Below are 777 nucleotides of genomic sequence, written 5' to 3'. Positions count from 1 at the left end.
GACCCGCCAAGGGTGGCCCATTCTTGGCCCGCACGCCAGTGCCATGTCCCTCCATAGGTGGGAGATGGAGCAACATTGTATAGCGGGTAGTCCGCTCGACCAGCGTACCCACTGCGGATCGATTAAGGCCGATGATCAGGTCACCTTCCCAGTGACCCGGAACGGCACGATCATCAGCCTCAGCCGGACGTTCACTGATCATGACCTCCGGAGTAATGAAATGCTTTCCTCGCTGTTGCGTCCTGGCTCGAGGCACACGAAGTGCACGGCCCGTACGCAAACAGGCAGTAAGCTCCTTGCGCAGAGCGCCACGGCCCTGAATGTAAAGCGCCTGATAGATGGCTTCGTGAGAGATTCTCATGGATTGGTCTTCTGGATAGTCGGCCTGCAATCGTCGACTGATTTGTTCGGGACTCCAGCAGGTGCCCCAACGACGGTCCGCGCGGCGGCCTTGCCGTCGTCCTTTCCATGGTACGTTGGGTCCAGCAATCGGCCTGCCTTCTGAATCGGTGACCGCTCCCGCCAATCGACTCTGCACTGAGGTCGGTCGGAATCCGTGGACGCCAACGGGTTAAGCAGCGGTTTTACTCAAATGGAATCGCTGCGTGAAAGCGGCCGGCGACAGATAGTCCAGACGCTCCTGTGTGCGCTGCCGGTTATAAAAGATCTCGATGTATTCCGTGATTTCTCTGCTGGCCTGATCGCGGGTCGCGAACTTGCGATGATAGACGAGTTCATTCTTCAGTGAGCCCCAGAATGATTCGATGGGTGCGTTGT

General features: G+C 57.8%; 1 protein-coding gene and 1 pseudogene. Both read right to left on the bottom strand.

Going from position 1 to position 777, the window contains the following annotated elements:
- A pseudogene (locus ACRXB1_RS37105) lies at positions 1–538 on the bottom strand (IS30 family transposase); the annotation flags it as partial.
- A 33-nt stretch (positions 539–571) separates the two neighbouring features.
- Positions 572–777 (bottom strand): IS3 family transposase (locus ACRXB1_RS37100; RefSeq protein WP_449494912.1); only part of this gene is annotated, 206 nt, incomplete at its 5' end.

It is taken from the genome of Caballeronia sp. M23-90 (assembly GCF_053574605.1).
This window is presented reverse-complemented; position numbering and strand designations above follow the sequence as displayed.